A 23,602-nucleotide genomic window follows, 5' to 3' on the forward strand; every position below is an offset into this window, starting at 1 on the left:
CATAAATCGTCTTGAGTTTTGACCCCTACGAGCATGGCATCGAGCAAGTCGTTGCTAATCTTGAGTTTTTCCTGTCTAGCTTCTTCCATTATGCTTACCTCCTGTGTATTTTCCTCTTACACAGTTCATTGTACAGTCTCGTTTCAGGTGTGAAAGAATGTGAAGAATCCAGGCATAATTAGCGTTGCTTTCGGGCGGGAGTCCGTAGTCAGTCCAGCGTGAGTCATGCTGAAGGTTTGAGTTGTACCAGTTTTTGAGGTTGAAGGGAGGATTTGCCATGATGTAATCGAAATATACGCCCCTGTGAATGTCGTGGGTGAATGAGGAGTCGGCCTTGTCGCCAAGATTGTGGCTTATTCCGCGCAGGGCAAGATTCATTTTCGCGAGCCTGAATGTTGCGGGTTCTTTCTCCTGCCCGTAAATGTTGATGTGAGTCAGGTCGCCTAATTTCGCCTTTACGAGTTCCGCGCTCTGAATGAACATTCCGCCGGAGCCGCAGCAGGGATCGTACAGTGTTCCGTCAAACGGTCTAATCATTGACGCGATGAGCTGCACAACATCATGAGGGGTATAAAATTCTCCTTCTTCTTTTGTGGCGTTGACTGCAAACTCTTTGAGGAAGTATTCATACACCCGGCCGATTAAGTCTTTTTCCTCGCCGAAAGTTTTGTGTGAAATTTTGCTGACCTCATCGACAATTTTCTTGATGTCATTCGGGAGGAGTCCTCTTGTGCTGAATGTGCCTTCCACGAAACAGCCTTTGAGTATGGGACTGCTTTCACCGATTAATCGCAGTGCGTTGTCTAGTGCTTTGTTGAGACTTGTTGCGGGAGTGTTGATGATCTCATTCCACCGCGAGCCGGGCGGAAGGTTATATGTTCCGTCCGTGAATGTCGGATCATCGTCAAAGAATGCCGCGTGAATTTCCGGGTCATCGGGATTGAGTCCCTCATCAATTAATTTCTGACGTAAAACTTTCTTTCCTTCCTCGAATTTTTCGCCCATGAAGCGCAGAAATATCAATGTCAGCATCATGTCTCTTTTCTCGAAAAATGAGCCGGAGTTGCGAGCCTGCCTGAGAATATCGCGGCATTTGAACAATATCGCGTCAAGGTTGAGGGATGATTCTTCCTGATTCTTTTTGGCCATTGAGACGGCTCCTTACTGTGTGGGATTTTTTGAGTATATCACACGGCTGACATGTCTTTTGACTTTGGCGGACAGCTCCCGCAGGCTATGGCTGTCTCGTTCCTGTAGTAAACATATTAATCATTCTCAGGAGAAAACTCTCACGGAATTTTATCGCCTTCACCGGGCACATTTCGTGGCAGCAGTAACAGCGAATGCATTTCCCGTAGTCGAAATACAGCCGCTTGTTGTCGTGCCTCAATGCGTCAGCCGGGCAAATTTCAGCACACCGCCCGCAGCCTATGCACTTTTCCGGGATATGCACGGGCTTTGAGGTTATCAGCCTGTCAATGAACGGTATACGGGGAAGGAGTCTCATTGAGCGCGTCTTGGGAATCGTTACGCCGGGAAAAACATGCTCCGGGGAAATGTCGCCCTCAATATCTGACGGGTTCAGCTCACACTGCGGAATATTGCGGGCTTTTGCGGCCATGTAGAGCGGGTAATCCTCAAGATTTCCGCCCAGCATTTTGCACAGCGTGAAGTCCATCGTCAGAGCGTCAATACACGCGCCTATTATCCCGAAATTGTACGGGTCTCCCGATGTCGGGCCGTCTCCGTCCATGCCTATAACGCCGTCAAGAATCGTGAAGGCAGGCTTTATCCCAAGATATATATCAAGAAGGAGGGACGCAAATTTTTCCCGTTTTAGTCCGACGTTGTAATGCCATCCTGCTTTGAGCCGTCCGGGAACGCAGCCGAAAAGATTCTTGACTCCCATCGTCAGATACATCTGCCCGTGTGTCTTGAGCTTGGCGAGGTTGATTACCTTGTCGGCCTCAAGAACATAGCGGCTCACCTGAATATGCCGATATTCCGCGCTGTCATTCGCTGGAAGGTCTGCGGGGTCAGTCAGCTCGCGGCACTCAATCCCTAATTCCCGCGCTATATTCATGAACCCGGCTTTTTCTGCGGCACCTCTGAAGCTGTCGATTCCGGGACTGTCGGCAATGAACGGAGTCCCACCCGCCTCAATCACAATTTTTGCGACTGAGCGCACTATTGCCGGGTCTGTTGAGACTCTCCGCTCAGGGTCATGGCCGGAGACAAGATTCACCTTCAGGAGGACTCTGTCTCCCTTGCTGACGAAATTCCTGACCCCGCCGAAATGCTCAAAGGCTCTCAGAATTGCAGAGTCGATTCCTTCCTGGCTGTAATCTTCCTGACGTATGAATAATACTTTTCCCATCTCTTAACCTTTCAGCCATTCCCGAATTTTTTCGCCGTTGATTGTGTTGGCCTTTATTCCGTCATGGACAGTTGCGCCGGGGCAAAGCTCCCTGATTTTCGCGGTTGCTTTGGCGCAGGAGCTTCCTCCGCTCGTGCAGAAGGGGTAAATTTCCTTGCCGCTGAAGTCGTACTGCTCAATCCACGACACGACAGCCATCGGGCATGTGAAGAACCACACAGGGAAACCGATTATTATGCGGTCATATGATGAGAAGTCCTCTATCTTAGGGCTTGTGATTTCGGGCTTCTCGTTGTGCTTGAACTCTTTGCGCGATTCAAGAATAGTCATGATGTAAGTTGAGGGATATTTTTTCGCGGTCGTAATTTCGTGAAGTGGTGATGAAATTTCGCGGGCTATCGTCTCGGCGATTGCTTTAGTGTGTCCGCTCTTGCTGAAGAATGCGACTAACGTTTTCGGCATTGAATGCTCACTCCGTTTTTGTTTTGTTATTATACACTATGCTACAATCTCGAAAATTTATATCACTAAAGGAGAAAATCATGAGGAAAATATTTGCGGTTCTTCTCGTTCTAACTGTATGTCTCAATGCTCCCGGCACGGCGGAGTCTTTCACAAAAACAGAGTCGGGAGATATTTTTCTTCCCCGTGTAATGACTGAAGGGCAGAGCAGGAATTTCCGGGACGCTTTCAGGATATTGTTCTGCGGTGAGCTTATACTTCTTGAAGATCAGGTGAAGCGCGGACATTTCGATGACATGTTCGAGTACACGCGGAAATATATTGAGACTGCGGATTTCGCGTTAGGAGTCTTTCAGGGGCCTATGGCGGGCAAAGAGGCAGGATATTCCCGGAGCAATCTCACGGACGAAAAGAAGCTGTCTGTGAATTTCCCGGACTCTTTCGGGGAGGCTGTGAAACGTGCGGGCTTTGACCTCGTTACGGAAGCGCATAATCACCTTCTCGACAAGGGGAAAGCCGGCGTAATTCGGACTCTCGCCACGATGGACAGAATCGGCCTTATTCACACGGGGGCTTACAGGTCGCCGGAGGAAAAAGAGTCGTCATCCGTAACGCTAATCAAGAAAGACGGAATCAAGCTCGCTTTCCTGTCATACACATACGGCTGTAATGACCGCACCGAAGAAGATATGCTTTTCTCGGAGGACATAAATTTTCTGACATCGGTTATAGTCCCGCCGTCAAGCAAAAATTTTGAGGCCGTCAAAGAAAGAGTGAGGAAAGATTTTGACCGCGCCAAAAACTTGAATCCCGATCTAATTATCGTGCTGCCTCACATGGGCGAGCAGCTGAGGAGTGAGCCGGACGAGTTCCAGCGGACATGGGCAAAAATTTTCGCGGAGTTCGGAGCTGATATAATTCTCGGAAGCCATCCTTTTCAGGTTCAGACGATAGACTTCTCAGAATTTGGCGGAAGAAAAGCATTCACGCTTTACGCTCCCGGGTGTTATGCTGACATCTACACAAAGCAGGATGTTGACGTAAATATTCTCGCTGAAGTCTATATTGACCGCAACACAAAGAAGGTTATCGGGGGCAGTGTCATTCCCATGTGGATATTCTCGTACATGGACGGAAATTATCGGCCTGTTCCGCTGAGTGTCATTGCTGACGGGATACTCTCATCGCGTCTCACAATGTACGATTTTGAACGGGCTGATGAAGCCAACAGGATAATCACATCGAGGATTTTCGGACATGCTTTTGATTTCGGCATAGTGAGGGAGAAATATTATTTTGACGAGCGCGGCTATATCCGGGAAAAAGCCCGGCAGATCGAGGCAGATGTGAGCGGTTCAAGATTCATGAGGGTGATTAATTCCTGCGGGTCTGTGTGCTTTGTCGGCGACTCTGTAACGCAGGGTACACTTAACGGCGGCTATCCGTATTATGAGCCGCTAGAGAGCCGGATAAAAGCGGAGATTCATAACGTCTCATACGGAGGGGCGACAGTGAAGACTCTCATTGAACACGCAGACGAAATCACAGCGGCAAATTCCGGGCTTTACGTTATCGCAATCGGGGCGAATGATATTAGCTTCAGGGACGCTAATACGTGCGCTATGACCCCGGAGGAATATATTTCGCGCCTTCAGTCCCTCGAAAACATCATCAGGGGAAAACGCAGTGATGCAAAATTCGCGTATATTGCCCCGTGGTGGTCGGACGATGATTATTACCGCACCCATCTGACATATGAAGACAAGCTCGCGCTGAATGAGGCATATTCTCAGGCTCTCAAGAATCACTGCAGGCGTGAAGGCCATGAATATTTTGACGTGAACGGATATATATCGTCAAAAGTCCTCGCGTCATTGTCCGGGTATTATCTCGATGACCATATACACCCAAATTCACGGCGCGGAATATATTTGTACTCTGAGGCACTGACTCTCTGCGAGTAATATTTTCCCCCTCTGCTATAATCCACGAAACAAAATCCACACGCAAAGGAGAAAATCATAATGTCATTCCCAAGTGATATAGAGATCGCGCAGTCAGTAACACCGAAAAATATTATTGATGTCGCGTCAAGTATAGGAATTTCGGAAGATGAGTTAGAGCTTTACGGACGGTACAAAGCAAAAGTATCACCCTCCGTAATGAAGAGATTAGCGGGCAGGCGGGACGGGAAATTAATCCTCGTTACGGCCATAACTCCCACACCTGCGGGCGAGGGCAAGACTACAACAACTGTAGGACTCACTGACGGCCTGCGGAAAATCGGCAAAAACGCAATGGCGGCATTACGTGAGCCATCATTAGGGCCTAGCTTCGGACTCAAAGGCGGCGCGGCAGGGGGCGGCTATGCTCAGGTTATCCCGATGGAGGACATCAACCTACATTTCACGGGAGACCTTCACGCGATTACGACAGCGCACAATCTCTGCGCGGCCATGCTCGACAATCACATTCAGCAGGGAAACGAGCTGAACATTGACCCGCGGAGAGTCGTTTTCCGCAGAGTAATGGATCTCAACGAGAGGGCATTACGGAATATCGTTATCGGTCTCGGCGGAAAAGCTCACGGAGTCCCGCGTGAGTCAGGATTCGACATCACAGTAGCTTCTGAGGTCATGGCGATTCTTTGCCTGTCGTCTGACTTGATGGACTTGAAGGCCAGACTCGGCAGGATGGTTCTTGCGTACACGTATGACGGGAAGCCCGTAACAGCCTCCGACATAGGCGCGGCAGGGTCAATGGCTGTCTTGCTGAAGGACGCAATAAAGCCGAATCTCGTTCAGACGCTTGAAGGCAGTCCCGTATTCATTCACGGCGGGCCATTCGCGAACATCGCGCACGGGTGCAACAGCATTCAGGCAACGAGGCTCGGACTGAAATGCGCGGATTATCTCGTTACTGAGGCGGGGTTCGGTGCTGACTTGGGCGCGGAAAAGTTTCTTGACATAAAATGCCGTGTCGCCGGGCTGAAGCCGGACGCGGTTGTAGTTGTTGCGACTGTAAGAGCGTTGAAGATGCACGGAGGACGGAAGAAGACCGAGCTTAACACAGAGGACTTGCCCGCGCTTGAGGCAGGTATTCCCAATCTCATGAAGCACATCGAGAACATACAGAAATACGGCCTCCCTGTTGTTGTCGCGATAAACAGATTCCCGAACGACACGGAAGCGGAATTATCACTTGTTGCGGAAAAATGCCGGGAGCTTGGCGCGTCATTCGCACTGTCTGAGGTGTGGAGCAAAGGCGGTGAGGGTGGCACAGAATTAGCGCGGAAAGTTGTCGAGGCCTGCGAGAAGCCGTCATCATTCCGATTCATTTACGACACGGCCATGACTCCCAAAGAGAAAATGAATGCGATTGCCCGCGAGATTTACGGCGCGGACGGCGTAGACTTCACAGCACAGGCGGAGAAAGATTTAGCGCAGATTCACGAACTCGGCAAGGATGATTTACTTGTCTGCATGGCGAAAACTCAGTACTCATTATCCGATGACCCCGCGAAAATCGGACGGCCTTCAGGATTCCGCATTACTGTCCGTGAAGTGAGATTGTCTGCGGGGGCGGGCTTCCTTGTGGCTGTTACGGGTGAGATTATGACGATGCCGGGCCTGCCGAAAAAGCCTGCCGCGCTGAATATTGATGTCGATTCTGACGGAAAGATTACGGGGCTGTTCTAATGGCTGACGAGTTAATGAGCAAATCATGCGCTGAGTTCACAAAACTTTTAGGCGCAAAAGTATCAATGCCCGGAGGCGGTGCCGCGTCTGCTCTTGTGGGTGCGCTGGGTGCGGCATTGTGCGAGATGGCCGCAAATTTCACGGTCGGCAACAAAAGATATTATGACGTTGAGCCGGAAATGAAAGAAATCGTGAAGAAAGCCGAGAAGCTCCGGGTGCGTTTTCTTGAGCTTTCTGACGAGGACGCAAAAGCCTTCCCGGAACTTTCAGCGGCGTGGAGGCTCCCGAAAGATTATCCCAACAGAAAAGAAATCTTCACACGCGCTTCACTCAATGCCTGCAAAGCTCCATTTGAGATGGTAAAGTGCTGCTGCGAGGCTATAGACCTTCTTGCGGTCGTCATGGAAAAAGGGAACATAATGCTGATTTCTGATGTCGGGTGCGGGGTGTCATTGTGCGAGGCCGCTATGAGTTCGTCAGCAATGAATGTATACATCAACACAGGTAGCCTCAAAGACTGCCCGGAAGCGCGAGAAATGGAGTCGCAGATTGACTCGCTCATGGCCGAATACCTGCCCAAAATCGATGACATCTCCGGCAAAGTTACAATTATCGTCAGGAGGGTTTAGCGCATGGCAGAATTGCTGAAAGGAGTCCCGGCCGCAACGAAAATCACAGAGGAATTATCCGCCCGCTGTGAAAAGTTAAAGGCACGGGGAATCATTCCGACGCTCGCGATGTTACGAGTCGGAGAAAAGCCCGGCGATTTATCCTACGAGTCTGGCGCGGAAAAACGATGTGCAAAAATCGGAATCACCGTCAAGAAAATCATCCTCCCGGATTCAGCGTCAAAAGGTGAAATTCTCGGCCATGTCAGCGAAATCAATAATGACGACTCTATTCACGGCCTGCTGATGTTCCGTCCTCTTGACGACAAAGACATAGAATCTTCAGCGCGTGAAATTCTTTCTCCGTCAAAAGATGTTGACTGCATGACAGATGAATCACTCGCGGGAGTCTTCACGGGTGCGAATGTGGGCTACCCTCCCTGCACGGCGCAGGCATGTATTGAGCTTCTCGGCTATTACGGGATTGACATTGCCGGGAAAAATGTTGCTGTTATCGGGCGGAGTCTCGTAATTGGCCGCCCCGTGTCAATGCTCCTGATGAGCCGGAACGCAACCGTAACAATCTGCCACTCAAAGACACGTAATCTTCCCGCACTCTGTCGGAACGCTGACATAATCATAGCCGCGATAGGCAGGGCGAAATTTGTCGGGGCTGAATTTGTGTCAGAAGGCCAGACGGTTATTGATGTCGGGATTAATGTTGACGAGAACGGGAAATTATGCGGTGATGTTGATTTTGACGCGGTATCAAAAATTGTGCGGGCATTGTCGCCTGTGCCGGGGGGAGTCGGTGCGCTCACAACGGCGGTGCTTGCGAAACACGTAATAGAATCAGCGGAGAAATTATTGAAGTAATGCGCGATATAGATTACATTCTCACATTCTGCGTGAACCTGAGCCGCAATATGATTATGAGCGGGGCGAACCTCGAACGGATTCACACGGCGGTCAACACTGTATGCCGGGCGTATAAGTTGCATGAAGTCAGCATATTCCTTCTCAGCACTCATATGTCAGTCAGCGCAATTGATGATGAGGGCAATTATTCCTCGCGGCAGATTTCGATTCCTGCTTCAGGGATTCACCTTGACCGCCTGCGGAGCCTCAATCAGTTATCGTACAAAGTCGCCGAAATTACGCCCAATCCCAAAACGTTATCGCAGATGTTAGACCGTGCAATGAATGTAGGCGATTACCCGGAGTATTTTGTTCTTGCGGGGAAAATATGCGCTATGCTTTGTCTTGGGATAATGTTCGGGGCTACGGCGTGGGATTTGATTCCTGTTGCTGTGATTACGGCGGTGATACATTTCCTGATGTCGTGGCTTGAACGGAAGGGGCTTGACCGTATGCTAGTGAACTCGCTGACAATGTGGTCGGCGGCCTCTGTCGCGCTTGCGTATATATATTCGGGCTTCAGCGGAAATTTCGCTGTAATAATGATAACGGTATCAATGCTCGTCATACCCGGCATACCCCTAGTAAATGCCATGCGTAATTTGCTGTGCGGGAGCGAAATTAATGGGATATTGCAGATGCTGAAAGTTTCAGTTGAGACTATGGCACTTGCCCTCGGAATTTACGCGGCGTTCATGATGTTCGGCGTTGAAGGGATGATAAGCCCGGCTTTGTCTGCTCCGTCTGACCCGGCGTTACTGGTAGGGCTGTCGTTTCTCGCGTCAGTGGGATTCGGGGTAGTGTTCAGGATTCCGCCCAAAGATTTATGGCTTGCGGGACTCGGCGGTGCGCTGTCGCGTTTGTCGATAATATATCTTCCGGGAATAATGCCCGGGCGTTTCGCGTATATGACCCTCTCAGCCTCAGTAGCGGCACTTTACGCGGAGTTTCTCGCCATAAGACGCAAACAGCCGTCAACATATTTCGTTTACCCGTCAATTATTCCATTGATACCGGGCGATTTGTTCTATTACGCGATAACGGGGATATATCTCGGTGCGCGTGAATGGGTTGAGCTTAACGGGGTAAACTGCCTCATATCGCTTGCGGGACTCAGCGTGGGATTCGTTCTTGCGTCAACAGTCGTTATACACGTCCGCAGGAAGAAGCCGTAAAGCGCGAAAACGGGGGGAATCATTCTCGACTCCTCCCGCTGTTCTTTCTACTGAAGCTCAATATATTTCCCCGAAACATAGCCCGATACCCCGGACTCCTCGTCATAGATGTAATACCATATTCCCCCGCCTGAAGATTTTGCCTCGCCGTTCACGGTAACATGCGCCCCGTTGTCGAGTGCGTCAAGTATGCGTGATTTCGAGGTGGGTTTCTCGCGGATGTTGAGGCGGTCATTTTCCGCGATGTTTATCACGACTCCTTCAGCCGGATAATTTTTCCTGCGCTCTTTGGGCTTTTTTTGGCCGGGCAGTTCGATATATTTCGCCGACACATAGCCCAGAATCCCGGACTCTTCCTCGTGAATGAAGTACCATAATGAGCCGTTCGGGGATTTTGCTTCTCCGTTTACCGTAACTGGCGCACCGTTTGGGAGCTTGGCTAAAATTTGTGATTTAGCATCGGGCTTCTCGCGGACATTGAGGCGGTCATTCTCCGCCGTGTTTATCACGACTCCTTCTGCGGGATATTCTACGCGCTTGCTTTGAGCGGCCGCGGCAGAGTCAGCAGTCAGAAACATCATCACGCACAGAAAAATCATAATTCCTGCAAGTTTTCTCATTCCCTGAAACACTCCTTTCACACAAAAAACGGGAGGAATCATTCACGACTCCCCCCGGAAAATTTCCCGTTTAACCTAGAATAACGGGGCAAGCACTAAGGCTACAACGGTCATTAGCTTGATGAGAATGTTAAGCGCGGGGCCGGCTGTGTCTTTGAACGGGTCGCCGACTGTATCGCCCACGACCGCCGCGGCATGATTGGGTGAGCCTTTGCCGTTGAAGTGGCCTTCCTCGATGTATTTCTTTGCGTTGTCCCAAGCTCCGCCGGAGTTAGCCATGAAAAGAGCCATCATTACGCCCGTAACGATCGCACCGCCGAGAAGACCGCCGAGAGCCTCTTTGCCCAGCAGGAATCCCACAAGCACAGGGACAGCCACAGCCATAACGCCCGGTACAATCATCTGCGTTAAAGCCGCGTGTGTCGAAATCTCTACACAGCGATTTGAATCAGGCTTGCCGGTTCCCTCCATAATGCCGGGAATCTCGCGGAACTGCCTGCGGACTTCCTCAATCATAGAGCCTGCCGCCTTGCTCACAGCGTCAATTGACAGAGAGCAGAATATGAACGGGAGCATTCCGCCGATAAGCAGTCCGACAATGACATACGGATTCATGATGTCAATTTTGTCGATATGAGCCGCCTGCGAGTATGCCACGAAAAGAGCCAGTGCCGTCAATGCCGCAGAGCCGATAGCAAGCCCCTTGCCCATAGCCGCGGTTGTGTTTCCGATTGCGTCGAGGTGGTCTGTGATTTTCCGCACACCTTCAGGAAGCTCGCTCATCTCCGCGATTCCGCCGGCATTGTCCGCTATAGGGCCGTATGCGTCAACGCTCAGTGAAATTCCCGTGATCGAAAGCATACCTACCGCCGCCACAGCAACGCCGAACATGCCCGCAAGGTAGTAGCTGATGAGGGTTGACAGGCAGATGAGAAGCACCGGGATTCCTGTCGACATCATTCCGAGAGAAAGCCCCGACAAAATTACGGTCGCCGGGCCTGTGTCAGATGAGGCCGCCACGCTCTGAACGAACCTGTAATCCCCTGACGTGTAAATCTCCGTAACGATTCCGATGATTATTCCCGCGATAACTCCTGACGTAACCGAAAGGAAAACGCTGAACGAGTTGGAGAAGAAGAAGAATATGCTGAGAATGAATGTTCCGGCAATCATCAGACCGCCCGCGACAAATGTACCAGTCCTGAGAGCAAATGCCGCGTCCCCGTCCTCAATGCGCTTGACGACTCCGGCCATGCCCGGAAGTTTTGCGATTATCCCGCGAACCTGCCCGGCGTAGGGGGCTTTCTGCGAGATCATCATGCAGCCAACGATTGACGAGAATATGCCCCAGGCCGCAAGGAACAGAGGGAAGCCGATTCCCCAGAGTCCGAGATGTGAGTCAGCGACTCCCGGCGTGAAGGTGTAGACCGCCCCGATTGCCATTGCCGCGAGAATTGAGTTGACGTATGACTCGAACAGATCCGCGCCCATTCCGGCAATGTCGCCAACATTGTCCCCAACGTTATCCGCGATAACAGCAGGGTTGCGGGGGTCATCTTCAGGGATTCCGGCCTCAACTTTTCCGACAAGATCCGCGCCAACGTCAGCCGCTTTCGTGTAGATACCGCCTCCCACACGGGCGAATAACGCTATCGAGCTTGCGCCCATTCCGAACGCCGTCAAAGCTGTAACATCATTCAGGAACAAATACGCGATGGCAAGACCAATGAGTCCCAGTCCTACAACGACCATACCGACAATGCTTCCGCCTGAGAACGCTACCTCAAGAGCATTCCCCGCCGCAACTGAGAGTATCCCCTCGGATTTCGGTGCTTCAGGAGCGGGGGCTTCTTCTGTTACGGCTTCTGACTTGTCGAGGTCAACGGATGATTTCTTTGCTGACTTTGGCGCAGGTTTCTCTGCGGGCATTCCTGAGAGAGCCGCATATGTTGTTCTCCCGTTGGAATTTGTCGCAACGTACATCCCTATCCACCCTGCTGTAGCCGAGCAAAGCGCACCGAGAACGAACGCGAACGCAGAGCCGAGTCCCAGTCCGGGAGCGGCAATGAGCAGTACCGCAACGACCCCGACGAACGGAGCGAGCCATGAATATTCCTTCTTGAGGAACGCCATCGCGCCTTCATGAATGATTGACGAGAGTTCAGCCACGCGGGGATGACCGATCTGACTCTCTTCTAACTTCTGGTAAACCGTCCAAGCATAAAGCCCGGCAAGCAATCCGAATACCAGCGTAACGAACACTAAGAAAAGCCACATAAAATTTTTACCTCCCTGTTTTGAGTTTTGAATTGTTCAATTATAGCCTAAAAATCTTATTGCACGGAATTTTTGTTATACTTCATGGAAATTTTCGGGGGACTCTCTTTTCCCGTGCGGGTGCGATGCAAAACTTGACCCTAGAAAATTCGGGGCGGGTGGGAAAATCGACAGGGATATACGACAGGGATATATATTTTGTTGACGTTAGGCAGTAAGACTCAGACCGTGCAAAAACTTTCCTGGCCTCGCGGGGAATTGATGCCGCTGTGGATGATAACTCTGACGGAAAATTAGGGAGGGTGTAATTATGGGACTTGTTGTGATTATTCAGTGCGATGATGTCGTGAAAAGGTGTTCGGGATTTCTCTGCATGAGGGACTTTTACGACCGCGCCGGGAAATTCGCCGATTACCCTGAAGGGACTCGCTATATGTCGATGACCTGCGGAGGGTGCTGCGGTAATATCACCGTCAAACTTGAGAACCTCGCCATGAGACTCCGCAAGGACGGAATCAGCAAGGACGATGTTACGTTTCATTTTGCCTCGTGTATATGTTCCGAGAACGCGCATAGGCTTCCCTGCCCGTTCATGAACCGCATGAAGGCATTGTTACAGCATAAGGGATTCGGGAATATCGTTCTTGGGACTCACATCTCAAAGAAGGCAGAAGCAAAACGGCAGGCGGGAATCTATCGCAAGTGGGAATAATGCTGTCAGGCGAGTCATTGCGGGCGGAAATATCACGGTCAGCCATCACAGAATCGCACTGCCGGAAGACACCGAATATATAGCAGCTGTTACAGCGCAAGACAAAAGGCTTTCAGGAAGCAATGTCTCCAGGCGCAAAGGCCATTAGTATTTGACATTCCCGAAAACCTGCTCTTATTCTAAAACATGAAGTTGAACACGTAGCCCGTGATTATGATTCCGGCCGCGCATGTCATCACGAAAACCCAAAGCAGTCGGGGCTTTATGACTTTCCGCAGCATTATGAGCGAGGGCAGGCTCAGATCCGTAACAGCCATCATGAAGCTGATTACCGTACCAATTAACGCGCCTTTTGCCAGCAGTGCCTCAGCAATCGGGATTGTTCCGAAAATGTCAGCGTAAACCGGGATTCCCACAATTGTAGCCAGAATCACCCCGAAAGGATTATCGCCGCCAAGCACGGAAGTTATGAGCTTCTCCGGCACATAGTTGTGTATCACCGCGCCTATTCCCACGCCCGCGAGAATATACGGGAAAACAACCCGGAAAGTTGCGGCGACTTCCCCGCGTGAATACTTTACGCGCTGTGCTGTCGTGAAGCTCAGAAATTCTATATCCGAATCAATTACTCCCGAACGAGACCGCGCAAAATCCTCGATGTATTTCTCCATGTGAAGATGTCCGATAAATGACCCTCCGAGAACCGCCAGCGTTAAGCCAAGAATAATATACGCCGCCGCCGTCCTCGCTCCGAAAACGCTCATCAGAATAACCAGACTCCCCGGATTAATCATAGGCGACGAAATCAGAAATGAGAACGTCATACCCAGAGGAAGCCCCGCGCTTGTGAAACCTATGAATATCGGAATCGATGAACACGCGCAGAAAGGCGTTACAGCTCCCAGCAATGCCCCTATGATATTCGCCCAAAGTCCCCGGAATCTGCCCATGATTCTCTTGCTACGTTCAGGCGGGAAAAATGTCTGTATGTACGACACACAGAATATCAGCGCACAAAGAAGCAGGCTTATCTTCACAGTGTCAAACAGAAAGAACTGTACACTTTTCCCAAACGCTGAAGATGTATCAATCCCTGCAAGTGAAAGCAAACGCCCCGAAATATCATTAAGCCACTTCATTCCGAGAACTTGAACCTGCACAAAGTCCCACAAAATTTTATTCCCCCTGTTTATGAATTGTGAGAATGATACAGGAGACGCAGACAAAAGCAATAACGCTCCGGCAAAATATTTGTGTCTTGAATTTTAACGGAAATGTTCTAAAATTTGCGCGATTTCCGAATTAAGCCGTTAAGACCAATAGGCAAAAGCATTCCTCAAAACGTTCTGGCGGACACTGCCGGGTATAGTCGGAAAATGTAACACCTATCATAATTTAGGAGGAATGTTATTTGTGTCGCCGTCCAAATCTTTTATTGTCGATTTCTGTGCTCCTTGTTAGCGCGCTGATTGTTACGTTTGGAGTTGTTGACGTTGAATTAGAGTCAGGCTCTCATTTCGGACTCGGACTTCCCGCGCAGGTTCCGCTTCTTTTCGCCGCAATATTCGCCGCCCTTGTCGGAGCATTGTATCTCCGCCGCTCATGGTCAGACCTCGAAAAAGGCATGGCCGGAGCGATTCAGGTCTCAATTCAGGCAATCGTTATCCTTGTGCTTGTTGGCTGCCTCGTAGGGTCATGGATACAGAGCGGTGTTGTTGCCACGATGATATATTACGGGCTTGAAGTGATGACACCGAGATATTTCTATCTTGCGTCGCTGATAATTTCCGTAGTTGTCGCGATTGCTACAGGGTGCTGCTGGACAACAAGCTCAACTGTAGGAGTCGCCCTAATCGGAATAAGCGCGGGACTCGGACTGCCCCTGCCAATCACAGCGGGGTTCGTGATTTCCGGCGCGTATTTCGGGGACAAGATTTCGCCCCTCTCAGACACAACAAACCTAGCCCCGGCTGTAGCGGGAAGCGAATTGTTTGAACACGTCCGGGCTATGATGCTGTCGACAATTCCGACTCTTATCATCACAGCTATAATCGCGTTCATGATGGGCGACTCTGCTCAGGGTTCGGACGGGGGAAGAATCGCGCTGATTCAAAGCATGATGAGGGCAGAGTTCAACATATCGCTGTGGGCGTTCATTCCGCCGATGGTAGTCATAATCATGGCCGTAATGAAAATTCCCGCGATACCCGGAATCGTCTCAGGGATTGCCGCAAGCATAGTGTTATCGCTCGTGAGAGGGTCAACGGCATTCGAGGCACTTAACGTATTATTCTCCGGCTATGTCCCCGAACATCTCGGTACATTCGCGCAGGCCGCTACCCCGGAGGCAATCACAGCCGCGACAGCTTCATTCACGCAGGCATTCACGGCGGGCAGTCCTGCGTTCAGCGTAACGCCTGACATTTTCGCGAAAGTCGGCGGGCTTCTCACACAGCTTTTCACGAGGGGCGGAATGACATCAATGCTTGAGACTATATGCCTGATAGTAGTCGCGCTGTCTCTCGGCGGAATTATGGAGGTTTGCGGATTTCTCGATGTTATACTTGACGCGCTGATGAGGCACGTTAAGAGCGTCGCGGGGCTTATAGGGTCGGTGCTTGCGTCTGCGTTCATGGCGAATGTATTTCTGTCGGAACAGTATCTTTCCATCATTGTACCGGGCAGAATGTTCAAGAGGGCATTTGACGAAAGAGTCTGGCCGAACGGTAAGAAACTCGCGCCCGTAATGCTGTCGCGTTCACTTGAGGACTCCGGCACAATGACAAGCGTTTTAGTCCCGTGGAACACATGCGGGGTATACGTAAGCTCGGTGCTGGGCGTTGCGACTCTCGACTACCTGCCCTACTGTTTCATGAACTGGCTGAATCCCCTTGTGGCGTTCGCAATGACGGCGTTAGGACTCGGAATTATCTGGAAGAATGAGAAGGCCGAGGAAGGCGTTTTCCTTGCTGAGGCTGAACCGGCTGTAGAGTAACCCCTCTTCCGCTGTCGCTCCCTCCCCCCTTGGCAGGATTACCCCCCTGTATCCCCCCTTGACAGGGGGGACAAGACTCGCCCGTGTTCTTGCCTCCCCTGCGTAAGGGGAGGTGTCAGCTTGCTGACGGAGGGGTCGGAGGGGTCGACAACCCTGCGTAAAGGGAGATGGCCGAAGGCCGGAGGGGTCGTAGGGTGGTGGGGGGTCAGCCGGAATATACTTCAATCCCGCCCATGTCCCTGAACCCGTAAGCAGAATAGAACGGGACTCCCGCTGCTTCAGCCTGGAGGACGATTCTTTTCCCGCCTGACAATCTGCGAATCTCGTCCATCATTGCCGAGGCGATTCCTTCCCGCCTCATCTCAGGGACAACCGAGAAATAGTAGACACCCGCAAATCCCGCGTCATCGTTCACCGTCAGGAACGACCCCGAATCCCAGCCATGAAGCACAGCGACATACAGCCCGAAATCCTCACAGCCCGCAAGATTCCACGCAAACGCACAGAAATCCTCCGAGGGATTCTCACCGTCATAATCAAACCCGCGCCACGCACATTTTGCCCACCGCGCAGAGTCTTCACGGGACGTTACAGCGGTGAAAGTTACGGAATCATTCCCGCGAATCAGGGCAGGGGAGTCAGAATCAAGAGTCATAGCCCTTATTTGTTCGGACTGAATGAGTCCTCCGTCAGAAAGAATCTCATTGCCCCCGTCAAAAACAGGCCACATGAAAGACTCGCCGCGCTCACGGAAAAATTCAGCCGCTTTCCTCACGGTCTCAACATCATTCACAGAGCCGGGAAAACACACCCAGTTTTCAGCCTCCGTCCTTGTCGAAACACAGAAGCCCCCGGAATTTCCGAGAGTCAGAGTCTCATTTGACGGAATATCTTTCAGGCACTCCATCATGTATTTCATGTTGCGTAATGCGTCATCCATCATCAGAAAACTTCCTCCAGTCCGCATGTCAGCATCAAATCTTTCACCGCCGGGATGATTTCGCCGTCAATTTTTTCGCGGTACGCTCCCGACTCGGAGTCACCATTCACATCTTCAGCCAGGGCGGATTTCAGGCGTTCGGCCATTTCTGCAATCTCATCATTTGTCCGGGTCATTCCGTCCGACTGCAATTCGAGAATTTTTGCGCGTGTGTTCTCCCTCTCGGCTTTGAGGTCTAAATCTTCCTGCGTAAGCTCGCGCAGTCTGTTCTGAAGGTCGCGCCGTTCGTCAGAAGTCAGACATGCCGCGGCGTAATCGTCCTCGTTCCTGAAGCCCAGCGCAAGAAGTCTCTTGTTGAAATTAATCTCGTGCCTCTGCAAATCTTCCCGGCCTTTAGCTGTCTCAGTCTCAAGCGTGTGAATTGCGGTCTGGATTCGCTCTAGTGCCTGTGATTTTGCGTTCCTGTCCTCGCGGCGTTCATTGAGCTGTGAACGGAGCGACTCGACATCGGCATTCATGCGCGACATTTCGTCATCGGGCTTCCGTGAGGCAAACAATATTATTCTCTGCTGCTGGACTGAGTCCCGGTCGGCCTCTATAGCTTTGACTCTTCCGGCGGCTTCCTCGCGTTTTGCGCGGAGGGCCTCGCGCTCCTTCTTGAGGGCTGTCATTTTCGTGCCGGCTAATGTCATTTCGCGTTCGAGGTCATCACGTTTCTTTGAGCCTTCCTGCCAGTCATTGAGGCGTTTTTCGAGGGCTTCAACGACTTCTGCGGGGTTCTTGTCGGGGAGAGTCTTGTAGCCGTATGCTGAGACCTGCGAAATCAATTCACGTTTCAGGCTGGCTACAATTTCGGCCTGAGTCTTTGTCTCGGTGTCTAACTGCTCTTCCTCTGTGCGGGCTGTCTGAAGGGCGAATAATGCATCCTGATGGATTCGCGTAACTTCCCCGCGTGTCTCGCGAATCTTGCTGAGTTCGTCCTCGGCGGCTTTCATGTCGCGTTCGGCTGACTCTGCTGTGTCGGCGGCGTTTCGTGCTAACTGTAATGTGTCGCGTGTCCGCTGGCGTTCCCGGTCAAGCTCCTCAAACGGCGAAATTCCCGCGCTGATTTTGAGTTCCAGCAGTGAAACTGATGATGATATTTCCGCTGTAAGCTCGTTAATCCTCCGGCGTAATTCTGACTCGTCCCGGCCTACCGCTGTGCTTTCCTCGCTGAGTTTCCCGGCTCTTGTCTGCCTCGTCGTGAGAGCGTCGCGCAGTTCGGATAATGCTTTCTGTGTCTCCTGTAATTGTCTGTGCACTTCCTCCGGGTCAGGGATTGCCGCGCCTGATGTGTAGGGGTGAGTCATTGAGCCGCAAAGGGGACACGGCGCACCGTCCTGCAATAATTCCCGCACCGCGTCAAGATCTTCAATCCTACGCAATAATGCCGCACGTTTTTCGAGTCGTTCGGCCTCCATCTGTAACTCGTGAATCCTCCCGGACTGCTCTACGTCCCGAATGTTAAGAGTCCGTGTCTCCTGCTGGATTCGGAGTCTTATGTCCTGAAACTGTTTCAGCTTTTCTTCAAGACTCCTGACTTCCTGAAACTTTCGGTAAAGCTCGTCAAGGTCAGCAAGTTTCTTTATGCTCTTGTCGCAGACCTCGCGCCATTCGGTTATGGACTTTCCTTTGAGCGTACCCTCGTAAAATGCCCGCGCCCTTGCGTAATTTTTCTCTGTTACGGCGTAACGGTGATTCACGTCTGAGAACATCGCGCTTCTGTCATTGAGGACGCTTTGAGCCTGCAACTTTCGCTGAATTGCTTTTGACCACGAGACTTTGAGCGAGGTATGTTTCTCTTCTGCCTGCTCATACATGGCAAAACATTTCTGTATACCTGAGAGTCCCGTCTGCAATTTCTCATCAATAGAATGCTGCTGAAGGAATTTCCGCGCCTCACGCAATGCCACTTCTACGCGCTCTAGGGAAACTTGTTCGGACTCGGCTTTGGCGGAGCATTCGCGGTATTCTCTCTCGGAGTCTTCGTATTCTTTCCTGGCCTGAATTACTGCGTCAGACCTGTCTGTGATTTGAGCGTCAAGAGCCTTCACCCGCTGTACGAGATTGGCGAGCTTTGATTGTTCGGCGAGTTTGTCGCGGTATTCTGACTCTATGATGGTGAGTGCCTCTTCTGCGTTTTGCAGGGCTGTGCGCGACTCGGTAAGATCGTCCCTCAAAGAGTCCTGGCGGATTTTGTTTTTCCCGCGCTGTTCCCTCAAGTCCTTTATTGCTTCGTACTCCTCGCCAAGCTCAAGAGTTTTCCCGCCGCGTTCGAGTCTCTGTTTTGACGGCACAAATAACGCTGTCCGCCGTTCTAGGTCTGCCCGTTTCGCGTCAATGTCCCTCAGTTTTTCCTGCTGGTGCAATTCCTCCGCCCTGTGCTGTAATATCTTCCGTAATTCCTCGAACCCCTCAAGTAATTTTTCCGTCAAACCTATTATTCCCCCTCAAAATATATTTTCCCGTTCCTGCCTGAGACTGTCATATTCCCGCGCCACTGAAATGTGAAATTTCCGCCCTTCAGGATTAATCCGGCAAGCTCGGCGCACCTTCTCCGGGATAAAGTCCTGAGTCCCAATTGCCTGCCCATGTCCCGAATCACAATCGATATATCATCATGGCCGTATTCTTTGAGCCTCCTGCGGTCAAGAGTGTGCGAATCCTCCCGGCATGACGAAAGAATTTCCCGGCTCCGTTCGTCCTCATTGCCGCGTATCTTCCTCATGTCCTCGCCGAATGCCGCTAAATGTTCGACTGCTGACGAGTTTATACCGGACTCGATTTCAGGCAGTAACCGCAGGCGTATGAAGTTGCGCGTATATCTGTCATCATTGTTGGTAGAGTCCTCGCGCCACGAAAGCCCCCTAACCCGCAGAATGTCCCGGAGAAATTCCCGCCTCAGTCCCAGCAAAGGCCGATAGAACGTAACGCCCTGAGTCTGAGTCGCCTCTGTCATTCCGACAGCCCCCCGTATTCCAGTCCCCCGCAGAATGTTGAACAGCACGGTTTCTGCGAGGTCATCGCGGTTGTGTCCCAGCATTATTGATGATATTCCCATTTCCCGCGCAGTGTCGGCCAGCGCGTTAAGGCGGAGTCTTCTTGCTGACGTTTCGAGGGACTCGCCCTTCATTTTTTCTGACGGAACATCTACCCTCACCGCCCGGAAATTTGCGCCGAGTCTCTCCGCAAACATGGCCGTGAATTTTTCGTCCCCGTCCGACTCCTGTCCTCTTATGCCGTGATTGACGTGTACCGCTGTGATTTCTCCGCCGTAAAACTGTCTGAACATCCACAGGAGCGCAAGAGAGTCCCCGCCTCCCGAAACAGCAAGGGCAATATTCCTCCCGTTTTCAGGAAGCCACGACTGACGAGTCCCGGTCTCGCGGAAATATTTTCCCAGCGCGTAATCTGAAAGGTGAAAAGGAATCCCCTGCCTATTTTCCATTGCCGTAAAGCATTCTGTAGACTTCAAGATTTGCGCTTACCCTCTGAACGTAGCCGTTTGTCTCGCTGAACACAACAGCCTCAATCCATCGCGGCAAGTCAGGATTCCCGCCGGAGTTGCGGAGCCATTTCCGTGCGTTTCCTGAGCCTGCGTTGTATGCGGCCATTGCGTATTCTTCCCGGCCTAAGTTCCGCTTCAGCCAGTTGAGGTGGGACGCTCCCAGCCGAATGCTGTCGCTTGGGTTGTAGAGGTCATAGCTTGCGAGTCCGGCCCGTTTTGCTTCCTCCCTTGCTGTGGCGGGCATGAACTGCATTAATCCTGCTGCCCCTGCCCAGCTTCTTGCGTCAGGCTTGAACGCGCTCTCCTGTCTCATTATCGCCCAGATAAAATTTGTCTCCGTGCCGTATTGTTTTGACGCTGAGTCAACGATTGCCCTGAACGGACGCGGGTATAGTGCCTCCAAATCTTGACGGTACATTGTTGTGCTTGATGTCATGAGAGTCTCAAGCCGTCTTGCCTCGCTGTAGCTCTCCTCAAGCCCAAGCCAACGCGACAAATGCAAAGCCCGGTATAGCTCCCGCGTGCTTGCCTTTGGCCGTGAAAGTTTCAGGTATGCGTGATATATGTAGCCCCATTGCTCTAGCTCTGTCGGCTTCAGGGTCAAATTCGGGTTCGTGCCGCTGATGATGTTGAGCTTCTGCCCCGTGATTAGCGCGTAAATCGTGAGGGGATATTTCCGCTTGAGTAGGGCTAATGTATTCGCGGCGGCCTGATTCTGTCCCGAAAGAGTCTGAGCCTGCGCGAGCCAGTAGAGAATACGCGCCCGCCTGTATTGATTCGTGTTCGGAGCGTCGCACTGTCGGAATAATTTTGCGGCCTCAGCGTAATTCCTTGCGTCCATGTTCCGCCATGCCCTTGCCCATAATGTATTGAACGCGAATGTTGTACCCGGAAATGATTTCAGTATTCGCGCCTCTAATGCGTCTCTTCTTGCGGTGTTCTTCCCGCTGAGATTCACGAGTGCCTGCAAAGCCCGCGCCTGAACATTTCCGCGCCTCTCGCGTGATATTCGGTCTAAGACTTTCGCGCAGGAGTCGTGCATTCCTTTGTCTTTGGCGAGGTTAGCGATTCTTGTTACGGAGCTTGCCGCGTATGAATTTCCGCTGATGGCAAGACTGCCCCAGAGGTTTAGTGCCTCGTTGTTGTTCTTGAGGCGGGAATTTGCCCACGCACGGTAATATTGCGCCTTCCGTCCCTGTGCCCCTGTGAGAATTTCGCGGGCTGACTTGTTTTCGCCGATTGTGTGATAGTGGACTCCCAAGGCTGTCCGTATATTGTTGTTCGGTTTCGGGACTCTTGCCAGTATTGCGGCGGCCTCTTTGTTTCCGGCCTGAAGCTCTAACAGCTGCAATGCGTGTGAATTGATGTCCCTGTTTCCCATCTGCTTGATGAGGCGCGAGAGAGTGTATATCTTCCGTTCGTCTGTCCCGGCGTGCTGAAGCATTCGTGTTAATCCCGTGAGGGCTGAACCCGGATTGCCCTGCGAGTCATTGATACGGTACTGAGCCATTGCCGCGTAATATTTCAGGTCAGAGGGTGCAGACTTGTAGAGGGAGTCGGCGAGGGCAAGAGCTTTCTGAGACTGTCCGAGATTCTCATAGCCCAGCAATAATATCATCTCCGCATACGGTCTCACGGACGCGGGAAAATTTTTTGACTGAGATTCAAGAATGCTCACGGCTTCCGGCCATCTCTCCTGGAATCTGTATGCGTTTGCCATGAGCGAATAATCGCGGGCGGATTTCTTCTTGATGGAGTTGAACTGCGATTCCATTTCCGGCCATGCCCGCTTCCAGAAGTAGTCCTCAAGTTTTGCGGCGGCGTTTGATTTCGGAGTAATCGAGAAGGTTATTATCAGTGTCAGAATTAACGCACGGAAAATTTTGCACATTATAAATATTTCCTGCTCCTTGCTGAATTATGATTGAAAATTTCTGTGTATTATATAATAACCGTTACAGACAAAGGATTTCACGCAAAGGAGACAAAATTTTTATGAATGCGTTTGAGACTCTCAGGGAGCGCGGCTATTTCGAGTGGTGCACAAATGAAGAGCGGCTCTCTCAGGTCATGAATGAAGAGATGGTTACGGCCTATGTTGGCTTTGACCCGACAGCGGACAGCCTTCACGTAGGGCATTTGATTCCGTTAATGGCACTGGGATGGCTTCAGCGGGCTGGACACAGACCCATAGCACTCGCGGGAGGGGGTACGGGACTCATCGGCGACCCTTCCGGAAAAAGCAAGGAGCGCAATCTCATCACACTTGAAGCGGTCATGCATAACATTGAGGGCGTGAAAAAACAGCTCGTGAAGTTTCTGAATTTTGACTGCGGGGAAAATTCCGCTCTCCTCCTCAACAATTACGACTGGCTCAGCAAAATTTCTTTCCTCGATGTCCTTCACGATGTGGGAAAATATTTCTCCGTCAACAATCTTATTGCCCGCGAATATATCCGCTCACGCCTCGAAGACCCCGAAAAAGGAATCTCCTACACCGAGTTTTCTTACGTGTTACTTCAGGCGATGGACTTCAAATATCTGAATGAACACTACAATTGCCGATTACAGATGGGCGGAAACGATCAGCAGGGCAACCTTCTCGCAGGCTCTGACTACATACGCCGGACGACAGGCGCGGAAGTTTTCGGACTCACTCAGCCTTTGCTGCTCACGTCATCCGGGACAAAGTTCGGGAAAACTGAGGCCGGAGCTGTCTGGCTTGACCCGTCAAAAACTAGCCCCTACAAGTTCTATCAGTTCTGGTTCAACACGGAAGACAAAGACGCAGAAAGACTCCTCAAGCTGTACACGTTCCTTCCCATAGACGAAATCAAATCCATCATGGCCGAACACAATCAAGCCCCCGAAAAACGCACAGCCCAAAAGAGACTCGCATACGAGGTTACGCGGACAGTACACGGAGAAGATACAGCAAAAAGCGTAATCACAGCCAGCGAGATTCTATTCAACCCGAAAATTGATTTTGCTGACGTAAGCGGGGAAACATGCGAAATGCTCAAGCAGGAAATCCCCTACGCGAAACTTGAAGGCGTGAGTCTTCCTGCGGGCGTTGTGGGAATCTTGTCGGCTTCCGGGACGTGCGAGTCAAACGGCGAGGCAAAACGCGCTATCCGGCAGGGCGGAGTCTCCGTCAATGGCGTGAAGATTACGGACGAGAAAGCAGAGATTTCCCCGTCAATGCTGATTGCGGGAAAATATTTGTTCCTCAGAATAGGCCGTAAGAAATTCAGCATGGCCGAAATATCGTAA

Annotated in this window: 18 protein-coding genes; 8 read left to right on the plus strand and 10 right to left on the minus strand. The window is 51.3% G+C overall.

Annotation, left to right across the window (positions count from 1 at the left end; genetic code table 11):
- Positions 1-75 precede the first annotated feature (75 nt).
- The 3 genes from IKQ95_07610 to IKQ95_07620 form a co-directional block, all read right to left on the minus strand.
- Entirely contained in the window at positions 76-1,149 is a 1,074-nt protein-coding gene (locus tag IKQ95_07610) for an N-6 DNA methylase (GenBank protein ID MBR4196558.1), read from the minus strand.
- An 85-nt stretch (positions 1,150-1,234) separates the two neighbouring features.
- Positions 1,235-2,377, minus strand: a complete 1,143-nt coding sequence (locus tag IKQ95_07615; GenBank protein MBR4196559.1) for a DUF362 domain-containing protein — start codon at positions 2,375-2,377, stop codon at positions 1,235-1,237.
- Between the two features lie 3 nt (positions 2,378-2,380).
- Positions 2,381-2,839 carry an NAD(P)H-dependent oxidoreductase gene (locus tag IKQ95_07620; protein MBR4196560.1) on the minus strand — a complete coding sequence of 153 codons (459 nt, stop codon included), beginning with the start codon at positions 2,837-2,839 and terminating at the stop codon, positions 2,381-2,383.
- 80 nt (positions 2,840-2,919) lie between these two features.
- Between IKQ95_07620 and IKQ95_07625 the strand changes: the two genes are divergently transcribed.
- Genes IKQ95_07625 through IKQ95_07645 form a run of 5 tightly spaced genes read left to right on the plus strand, consistent with a single transcriptional unit; the run spans position 2,920 to position 9,238 of the window.
- Complete coding sequence (locus IKQ95_07625; GenBank protein ID MBR4196561.1) at positions 2,920-4,803, plus strand: CapA family protein; 1,884 nt, start codon at positions 2,920-2,922, stop codon at positions 4,801-4,803.
- A 60-nt stretch (positions 4,804-4,863) separates the two neighbouring features.
- Positions 4,864-6,537 carry a formate--tetrahydrofolate ligase gene (locus tag IKQ95_07630; protein ID MBR4196562.1) on the plus strand — a complete coding sequence of 558 codons (1,674 nt, stop codon included), beginning with the start codon at positions 4,864-4,866 and terminating at the stop codon, positions 6,535-6,537.
- Entirely contained in the window at positions 6,537-7,166 is a 630-nt protein-coding gene (locus IKQ95_07635) for a cyclodeaminase/cyclohydrolase family protein (GenBank protein MBR4196563.1), read from the plus strand. Before IKQ95_07630 ends, IKQ95_07635 begins: the two co-directional genes overlap by 1 nt.
- Before the next feature lie 3 nt (positions 7,167-7,169).
- The gene (locus IKQ95_07640) at positions 7,170-8,021 is read left to right on the plus strand and encodes a bifunctional 5,10-methylene-tetrahydrofolate dehydrogenase/5,10-methylene-tetrahydrofolate cyclohydrolase (GenBank protein MBR4196564.1); all 852 of its coding nucleotides are present in this window, start codon (positions 7,170-7,172) and stop codon (positions 8,019-8,021) included.
- A complete protein-coding gene (locus IKQ95_07645) occupies positions 8,021-9,238 on the plus strand; it encodes a threonine/serine exporter family protein (protein MBR4196565.1) in 1,218 nt (405 codons plus the stop codon). Before IKQ95_07640 ends, IKQ95_07645 begins: the two co-directional genes overlap by 1 nt.
- A gap of 47 nt (positions 9,239-9,285) precedes the next feature.
- On the opposite strand, the gene IKQ95_07650 is transcribed toward IKQ95_07645, so the two are convergent.
- Positions 9,286-9,858: an SH3 domain-containing protein gene (locus IKQ95_07650; protein ID MBR4196566.1), complete on the minus strand. Its 573-nt coding sequence runs from the start codon at positions 9,856-9,858 to the stop codon at positions 9,286-9,288.
- 75 nt (positions 9,859-9,933) lie between these two features.
- Positions 9,934-11,841 (minus strand): sodium-translocating pyrophosphatase, encoded by a 1,908-nt coding sequence (locus IKQ95_07655; protein ID MBR4196567.1) that lies wholly within the window; start codon positions 11,839-11,841, stop codon positions 9,934-9,936.
- 604 nt (positions 11,842-12,445) lie between these two features.
- On the opposite strand from IKQ95_07655, the gene IKQ95_07660 reads away from it, so the two are divergent.
- Positions 12,446-12,847: a CGGC domain-containing protein gene (locus tag IKQ95_07660; GenBank protein MBR4196568.1), complete on the plus strand. Its 402-nt coding sequence runs from the start codon at positions 12,446-12,448 to the stop codon at positions 12,845-12,847.
- A gap of 179 nt (positions 12,848-13,026) precedes the next feature.
- Here IKQ95_07660 and IKQ95_07665 read toward each other — a convergent pair whose 3' ends face one another.
- Positions 13,027-14,019 carry a permease gene (locus IKQ95_07665; GenBank protein MBR4196569.1) on the minus strand — a complete coding sequence of 331 codons (993 nt, stop codon included), beginning with the start codon at positions 14,017-14,019 and terminating at the stop codon, positions 13,027-13,029.
- A gap of 239 nt (positions 14,020-14,258) precedes the next feature.
- Here IKQ95_07665 and nhaC point away from each other — a divergent pair, with 239 nt between their 5' ends.
- A complete protein-coding gene (gene nhaC, locus IKQ95_07670; protein MBR4196570.1) occupies positions 14,259-15,842 on the plus strand; it encodes a Na+/H+ antiporter NhaC in 1,584 nt (527 codons plus the stop codon).
- Between the two features lie 205 nt (positions 15,843-16,047).
- Here the strand turns inward: nhaC and IKQ95_07675 are convergent, their stop codons facing one another.
- From IKQ95_07675 to IKQ95_07690, 4 genes are read right to left on the minus strand one after another with little or no spacing between them, the layout of a single operon-like run.
- Complete coding sequence (locus IKQ95_07675) at positions 16,048-16,809, minus strand: GNAT family N-acetyltransferase (protein ID MBR4196571.1); 762 nt, start codon at positions 16,807-16,809, stop codon at positions 16,048-16,050.
- Positions 16,785-19,256, minus strand: coding sequence for a hypothetical protein (locus tag IKQ95_07680; protein MBR4196572.1), 2,472 nt, complete (start codon positions 19,254-19,256; stop codon positions 16,785-16,787). Before IKQ95_07680 ends, IKQ95_07675 begins: the two co-directional genes overlap by 25 nt.
- A gap of 5 nt (positions 19,257-19,261) precedes the next feature.
- Entirely contained in the window at positions 19,262-20,296 is a 1,035-nt protein-coding gene (tilS, locus tag IKQ95_07685) for a tRNA lysidine(34) synthetase TilS (GenBank protein ID MBR4196573.1), read from the minus strand.
- Entirely contained in the window at positions 20,259-22,220 is a 1,962-nt protein-coding gene (locus IKQ95_07690) for a transglycosylase SLT domain-containing protein (GenBank protein ID MBR4196574.1), read from the minus strand. Before IKQ95_07690 ends, tilS begins: the two co-directional genes overlap by 38 nt.
- 104 nt (positions 22,221-22,324) lie before the next feature.
- Between IKQ95_07690 and IKQ95_07695 the strand changes: the two genes are divergently transcribed.
- Complete coding sequence (locus IKQ95_07695) at positions 22,325-23,602, plus strand: tyrosine--tRNA ligase (protein MBR4196575.1); 1,278 nt, start codon at positions 22,325-22,327, stop codon at positions 23,600-23,602.

It is taken from the genome of Synergistaceae bacterium, assembly GCA_017540085.1.
Taxonomy (GTDB): domain Bacteria; phylum Synergistota; class Synergistia; order Synergistales; family Aminobacteriaceae; genus JAFUXM01.